The sequence below is a fragment of the Massilia niastensis DSM 21313 genome (assembly GCF_000382345.1).
In the GTDB taxonomy this organism is placed as follows: domain Bacteria; phylum Pseudomonadota; class Gammaproteobacteria; order Burkholderiales; family Burkholderiaceae_D; genus Telluria; species Telluria niastensis.
Window position 1 is genome coordinate 22,636 of sequence record NZ_KB908145.1, and the last position, 6,727, is coordinate 29,362.

General features: G+C 65.0%; 6 protein-coding genes. 1 reads left to right on the forward strand and 5 read right to left on the reverse strand.

The window, feature by feature from the left end; translation table 11 throughout:
• Positions 1-28: 28 nt before the first annotated feature.
• From H162_RS0126190 to H162_RS0126205, 4 genes are all read right to left on the reverse strand, one after another.
• Positions 29-829, reverse strand: coding sequence for a transposase (locus tag H162_RS0126190; protein WP_211223748.1), 801 nt, complete (start codon positions 827-829; stop codon positions 29-31).
• A 356-nt stretch (positions 830-1,185) separates the two neighbouring features.
• On the reverse strand, positions 1,186-2,820 hold the full coding sequence (locus tag H162_RS0126195; RefSeq protein ID WP_156885815.1) for a S41 family peptidase: 1,635 nt from the start codon (positions 2,818-2,820) through the stop codon (positions 1,186-1,188).
• Positions 2,821-2,924: 104 nt separating this feature from the next.
• Positions 2,925-3,563, reverse strand: a complete 639-nt coding sequence (locus H162_RS0126200) for a CatA-like O-acetyltransferase (protein WP_026355119.1) — start codon at positions 3,561-3,563, stop codon at positions 2,925-2,927.
• Positions 3,564-3,568: 5 nt separating this feature from the next.
• Positions 3,569-5,038 carry an APC family permease gene (locus H162_RS0126205; RefSeq protein ID WP_020656452.1) on the reverse strand — a complete coding sequence of 490 codons (1,470 nt, stop codon included), beginning with the start codon at positions 5,036-5,038 and terminating at the stop codon, positions 3,569-3,571.
• Positions 5,039-5,261: 223 nt separating this feature from the next.
• Between H162_RS0126205 and H162_RS0126210 the strand changes: the two genes are divergently transcribed.
• Positions 5,262-6,452, forward strand: a complete 1,191-nt coding sequence (locus H162_RS0126210) for a globin domain-containing protein (RefSeq protein ID WP_020656453.1) — start codon at positions 5,262-5,264, stop codon at positions 6,450-6,452.
• Between the two features lie 27 nt (positions 6,453-6,479).
• On the opposite strand, the gene H162_RS0126215 is transcribed toward H162_RS0126210, so the two are convergent.
• Positions 6,480-6,727: transposase (locus tag H162_RS0126215; RefSeq protein WP_156885816.1), on the reverse strand; the 248-nt coding region annotated here is incomplete at its 5' end.

The window sequence follows — 6,727 nt, forward strand, 5'->3', positions numbered from 1 at the left end:
TGCGAAATCTCAGCTCGACTTGGTCCATTTATCCCGCGTAGCAGACCGTTTCCGTCAGGCGGTCGAACAAGGCGCGCGGGATTTTCACCATGTCGCGCCGATGTTCCGCCCCTTCATCAATCCATTCACTCCATAACGAGCGGCGTACCAGGGCGATGGTGTCGGAGAACATGGGACTGTCTTTTGCGTACCATGCGGCATGCCGGGTCATCAGGCTGCCCTGTGACAGCAACTGCCTGGCCGTCAAGGCCACGATTGAATACAGCGCCAGGATCACCGGCGTGCTGCATGCGATGGCACGGTCGGACCATTGCCGCTGTGTTTCCATGCCCAGGTGCGCACGTGCCTCTTCGAAGGTGACCTCGACCTGCCAGCGGCGGATGAACCAGGCCAGGATCTGCTCAGGTTCGGCAGTCTCGTCGGTGCAGAGGAACGCCTGCGGCTCAAGCTTGCGTTGCGCAACGAGCATCAGGCACAACCAGCGCAAACCGCCGGCCTTGACGAAATGACCGAGGCTCGATCGCACCGGATCGCGATAAATACCCCTGGCGGCAATCTTGGGGCCGCGGCGCCGCTCGATCGTATCGTCCAGCGCCATGAGCAAGGGACCATCCGGCACGAACGCCTCGATCAGCATTCCCAGCAAACGCCGGCTCGCAGCCAATGTCGACCATTTGACGCGGTTCAGTACCCGGTGATACTTCTGGAATTGCCGTTCCTGCGACAAGCCCATGACGCGCAGCACGGCACTGACCGTGCGCGGCCCAACCGCCAGGATCGCTCCGGCCAAGAGTACCTGTGCCAGCGGCCAGGCACGCTTGGAAAACACATCGGACAATCCTACAATGGCTCTCGTAAGCCCGGATGAAATAGTTGCCACGATTAACCTCTCTGCCAGGATCGGTCAATCGGTAACTATACATTCGGGCTTGCCTTTTTCTGCGCGCGTATTCCTCTCAAATGGACAAAGTCGAGCTCAGAACGGTGTTAAGTATGCTGAGACTTTTTTCCCTTTTCCGACATGGTCCGTGACGCGTGGGTGTCGGAGACAAAGTGAGCCGAGCATCGACGGGTTTGGGATAAACAAGCCAGCATTGTGAGATAGAGCAAAGGTGCTCGCTCGGTGTCCGAATGACAGACCTGACCCTGAATGCCGCACCTGCGCCTGCGGCCAGGCTTGCCGATTCAGGGTTGGGGCTGGCGCTGCTCCAGCTTCGCCAGTGCTTCGATGGCGCCGCCGGCGCTCGGATCGAGCTGCAGCGCGCGCCGGTAGGCGCTGGCCGCGCGCGCCTCGTCGCCCAGCGCGAGGTAGGCCGCGCCCTTCCCTTCATGCCCGTAACCCGCATTCGGATACCCTGCCGTCCACAGCGTGAAGACCGCCAGCGCGGCCTCGACGTGCTTCTGGCGCAGCAGCGCGTAACCGGCTTCGTGGAACGCCATCTGCGCATCCGCATGGCGATTGACCGGCTGCGCGCGCCAGTCGGCATAGGCCTTGTCGATCCCGGCGCGCGTCGGCGCCGCCGACAGCAGCGCCCTGGCCAGCGGCGCCGGCGGCTGGTACGCGATCACCGCCGCCAGCGCCGGATCGACGCCGCGGCGGTAATCCTCGAAGCGCAGGCCGGCCGCCACCGTCGGCGCCGACCACTCGCGCCGGTCGCGCTCGTCGACCTGCCACCAGATCGTCGAGACGCGCACCGTGATGCCGGAATGCGGCAGCACGATCTTGCGCGAGTCGCCATAGACATTGGCCTTGCTGCCGGACGGCTCGCCGACCAGCACCGCGTCGGTGTAGCGTTCCAGGTCGTTCACCAGGAACTGCGCCGCCGAAAAAGTGCTGCGTCCGATCAGGGCGAACAGGCGGTCCCGGGCGCCGGCCGGCACGGCGCGGTGCAGGCTCGCGATCAGCGGCGGTAGCAGCATGCCGTTGCCGCCCCGGTTCAGGCGCAGGTCGAGTACGATCTTCTCGACCGGATGGCTGGCCGTGAAACCGCGGACACGTTCGGAAAACTGCGCCAGGGTCTCGTTCTTTTCGTTGCCGACCTGGTTGAGCTGCACATACAGCAGCTTGTGGGTGGCGAGATACTCGAGCCGGAACTTGCTGGCGGCGTCCAGCAGCCAGAGCGGCGTCGAGGTGCGCGCATCGACCCAGCCGGGGCGCGGCATGAAGCTCATGTCGGTATCGGGCGGCATCATCCCGGCCGGCTGCGGATCGCCCAGTTCGACCGTGCGGCGCTTGCCATCCTGCTCGACGAGCAACCGGACGCGATCCGGCCCCTCGGCCATGCCCAGGGCATCCAGGATCTCCGGCATAACCAGGAGATGCGGCGCGAAGAACAGCGCATTCTGCTCGTTGTCTCGGCCCACGATTTCCCTGACCGCCGCATAGGTCTGGGCGCTGGTCAGCGAGCCGATGCCGACGATCTTCGCCCCGACCAGGTCGCGGTAACGCTCCGACGCGGCGCGCACGTACAGGCCGTCATCGAAGTAGTACAGCGCGACCGGGAAGGCGCGGAAGCCGATCTTCGGGTCGCGGGTCGGGGCGATGTTCGTGTGGCCGTCGCCCACCATGGCGGCGATGCGCGCCATCTCGACGATGATCTTGTGGCGCGGCAGGCTGTCGATGCGCGCGTCGAGCGCCGCCACGGCAGCGTTGAACTGCTCGCGCGTCATCGTGTGGAAGAGGTTCCGGTGCCGCGCCGGCATGGCCCGGGCGAGCACCTCGAGGTCTTCGCGCCATTGCTGCGCCGTCAGCTGCGCCGGCTGCGCCTGCGCCAGCACGCTCACGCCCACGCAGACCGCTCCCGCTATCCATCGCCACATACGCACCTCCCCATCTTATCCGTTGACGCCATCCTAGCGGGGAGGAAGCGCCATGCGGCGCGGCTTGCGACAGGCTGCAGGAAGACGGGGACAGGCGGCGGCGCTTACGCCATCATCGCGCCCAGCTCGGCCGCGATTCCCTGCGCCAGCAGGTGGATGTGGTAGCCGTCCACGAAGCCGTGGTGGGCCTGCACCGAGAACGGCAGCTGCAGGCGTCCGTCCGGCGCGTCGCGGAACCTGCCCCAGGCGAAGGACGGGATGTCCGGTTCGCCGAGCTTGGCGATCGGGTGCTGGATCGAGGTGAAATCGAGCCAGGGGATGCAGGTGACGAACACCTGTTCCTTGGCTTCGCGCGGGCTCATGCTGCGGTACTTGAGGTTCAGCTCCGTCATGCCGCCCGCTTCCTCGCGCGCCGCGATGCCCCGGGCGACGAATTCGCGCAGGTCGTCGCTCCAGTCGAACTGGGCGAAATTGAGGTCATGGTGCTGGTTCACCACCGTGAAGGACGGCCGGAGGCGCTCGATGCGGAACACCTCGCCGTCCTCGATCCGGTACTGGAAATTCTCGACCTTCAGCACCGCGCGCAGCAGGGCGCACAGCAGCACGTGGAAGGGAGCCAGTCCCTGTTCCCTGCACCAGGGCCGGAAGTCCGGCAGGTCCAGGGTAAAGCACAGGTTGACCGCCGGGCTGTCCATGCGGTCGAACAGCGCGAACCGGTCGCGCCGCAATTCGAACTTCTGCATCTGCTTCAATGCGCCTTGTTCAGGCGGCTATGGCGTACGCTGTACAGGAAATAGGTGGCGATGGCGACCGCCATCCAGATCGTGAACACGCGGAAGGTGGTCGGCGACAGGTCCTTCATGATGTACAGGCAGGCGAACACCGACAGGCCCGGGATCAGGTAGGGGCCGAACGGCACGCGGAAGCCCGCCGGCGCGTTCGCGCCCTGCTTGGCGCGGATCACCGGCACCGCGATCGACACCACCATGAAGGCGGTCAGCGTGCCCATGCTGACCATGTCCCACAGGAAGGTCGCATCGACCGTGCCGGCCACCGCGCCCACCACCACGCACACGATCAGCGTGTTGCTGACCGGCGCCTGGGTGCGCGCATTCACCTTCTGGAAGGTCTTCGGGATCAGGCCGTCGCGGCTGATCGCGTACAGGATGCGGGTCTGGCCGTAGATGGTCACCAGGGTCACCGAGAACACCGACACCACCGCGCCGGCCGACAGCACCAGCGCCGGCCAGGCCTGGCCGGTGACGTTCTGCAGGATCACCGACAGGCCGGCCTGCTGGCCCTCGAACATGTGGGCCGGCTGGGCGCCCATCGCGGCGAGCGCCACCATCATATAGAACACGGTCACGATCACGAGCGCGGCCAGGATCCCGATCGGCACGTTGCGGCGCGGGTCGCGCACTTCCTCGCCGGCGGTGGCGATGGTGTCCAGGCCGATGAAGGAGAAGAACACGGTGCCGGCGGCGGCGGTCACGCCGGCCATGCCGGCGAAGCCCTTGCTGTTGTCGGTATTGAAGAAAGGCTGGAAATTGTTGGCGTCGAAGCCGGTGAACGCGATCACCGAGAAGAAGATCAGGATCGCCAGCTTGATCAGCACCATGACCGCATTCGTGGTCGCGGACTCCTTGGTGCCGCGCACCAGCAGGATGCAGCACATGATCACCAGCAGCACCGGCGGCAGGTTGAAGTGGCCGGGATTGAAGTGGACGTTATTATGGTCCGACACGAACATCGGCGAGCGCAGCTGCGCCGGGATCTCCCAGCCGATGGCGTTGGCCAGGAAGTTGTTCAGGTAATCGGACCAGCCGATCGCCGTCGCACTGGCGGCCAGCCCGTATTCCAGCAGCAGGCAGGCGGCCACCACGAAGGCGGCGAATTCGCCGATGGTGGCGTAGGCGAAGGAATACGAGGAACCGGCCGCCGGCACGCGCCCCGCCAGTTCGGCGTAGCACAGCGCGGTCAGGCCCGCCGTGATCGCGGCGATCAGGAAGGACAGCACCACCGCGGGACCGGCCTTCGGCACTGCTTCGACCATCGTGAAGAAGATACCGGTGCCGATCGTGGCGCCGACGCCGATCATCGTCAGCGGGAACAGGCCCAGCGAGCGGTGCAGGCCCGGTTCCGCGCCGCTGTGTCCGTCATCGTGGTGGCGTTCCGACGATTTGGTACGGAACAGCTTTTGGCCCAGGGTCAGATTCACGGCTTGTCCTTTGGTGGCGCGGTTTAAACGGCGGCAGCAGCCGCGGGTGACAAAGCTGGGATTATAGGGGCATATGCCTTCACGCAATAAAATAGTTTATTTTAATTGTGCATTGCGGATACATGTTTGGTAGAATGGTCCCGTCTGATCGAAGCAAGCCCGTGGAAGCGGGCAATTTTTGACGCTTAAACATGCATTATTTTTGCATCATTTGAGGAAAACCATGATCTCTGCTGCCTCCCGCCCCTACATCGATGCCTCCGTTCCCGTGCTGCGCGAGCATGGCCTGGCCATCACCACGACCTTCTACCGCAACATGTTCGCGGCCCATCCGGAACTGACCAACCTGTTCAACATGGGTAACCAGGCGAACGGCGTGCAGCAGCAATCCCTGGCTTCGGCGGTGTTCGCCTATGCGGCCAACATCGACAACGCGGGCGCACTGGGTCCGGTGGTCAGCCGCATCGTGCACAAGCACGCCTCGGTGGGCCTGCGCGCCGACCACTACCCGATCGTCGGCTTCCACCTGCTGGGCGCGATCAAGGAAGTCCTGGGCGACGCAGCCACCGAGCCGCTGCTGAAGGCATGGGAAGAGGCCTACACCTCGCTGGCGAACCTCCTGATCGATGCGGAAAAGAAGATGTATGCCGACGCCGGCATCCAGCCGGGCCAGCTGCGCGCGATGCGCGTGACCGAAGTGATCCGCGAGAGCGAGCAGGTGCTGTCGATCCGCTTCGTGGCGCAGGACGGCGGCGCGCTGCCGGCATTCAGGCCGGGCCAGTACGTGAGCGTGGAAGTGACGTTCGCCGAAGGCCATCGCCAGCTGCGCCAGTACAGCCTGTCGGACGCCAACGGCAAGGACAGCCTGCGCATCTCGGTCAAGCGCGAAGACGGCAACCCCAACATCCCGGCCGGCGCCGTGTCGACCTGGCTGCACGAGAACGTGAAAGTGGGCGATGCCCTGAACGTGAGCCATCCGTTCGGCGACTTCCTGCCGGATACCGAGTCGGATGAACCTGTCGTGCTGCTGTCGGCCGGCGTGGGCATCACCCCGATGATCTCGGCGCTGAACCGCATCGCCCTGGTCAACCCGCAGCGCCGCGTGATCTTCGCGCACGCCGCACGCAATGCGCAGCACCACCCGCACCAGGCCGACATCGCCGCCGCCAGGGCGCGCATGCCGCACCTGCACGTGGTGACCTTCCACGAGGAAGACACGCTTGAGGGCGCCCTGCCGGGCAAGATGGAACTGGCGCGCCTGCCGCACTGGCCGCGCACCGAGACCAATGTCTACATGTGCGGTCCGCTGGGGTTCATGCAGGCGCAGTGGAATGCCCTGCTGGCCGACGGCGCGCCGGCGAGCCGCCTGCACCGCGAGGTGTTCGGGCCGGATCTGCTGGACAACCTGCTGTAATGTAGATACCGTCTTCACCGTCAAGCCCTACATCGCAAATTCTGGGTCGTAGGGCTTGCCGGAGTGGACAACGCCGAAGCACAGGTGCGCCAGTTTGCGCATTGCTGCACCGATAGCCGCCATCTTGGACTTGCCTTTGGCAAGCAGCCGGTCGTTCAGGGCTTTGATGTGTGGGTTGCAGCGCCTGGCCACAACAGCAGGCATGTACAGAAGCTTGCGCAGATGCGCCGGGCCCGCCTTGGACATGCGAGGACGCCCACGTACCGAGGAACCGG

Bases quoted from the DNA above. Each gene is read 5' to 3' on its own strand.
- H162_RS0126200 (WP_026355119.1), bottom strand. From the start codon at position 3,563: ATGCAGAAGTTCGAATTGCGGCGCGACCGGTTCGCGCTGTTCGACCGC.
- H162_RS0126195 (WP_156885815.1), bottom strand. From the start codon at position 2,820: ATGTGGCGATGGATAGCGGGAGCGGTCTGCGTGGGCGTGAGCGTGCTG.
- H162_RS0126210 (WP_020656453.1), top strand. From the start codon at position 5,262: ATGATCTCTGCTGCCTCCCGCCCCTACATCGATGCCTCCGTTCCCGTG.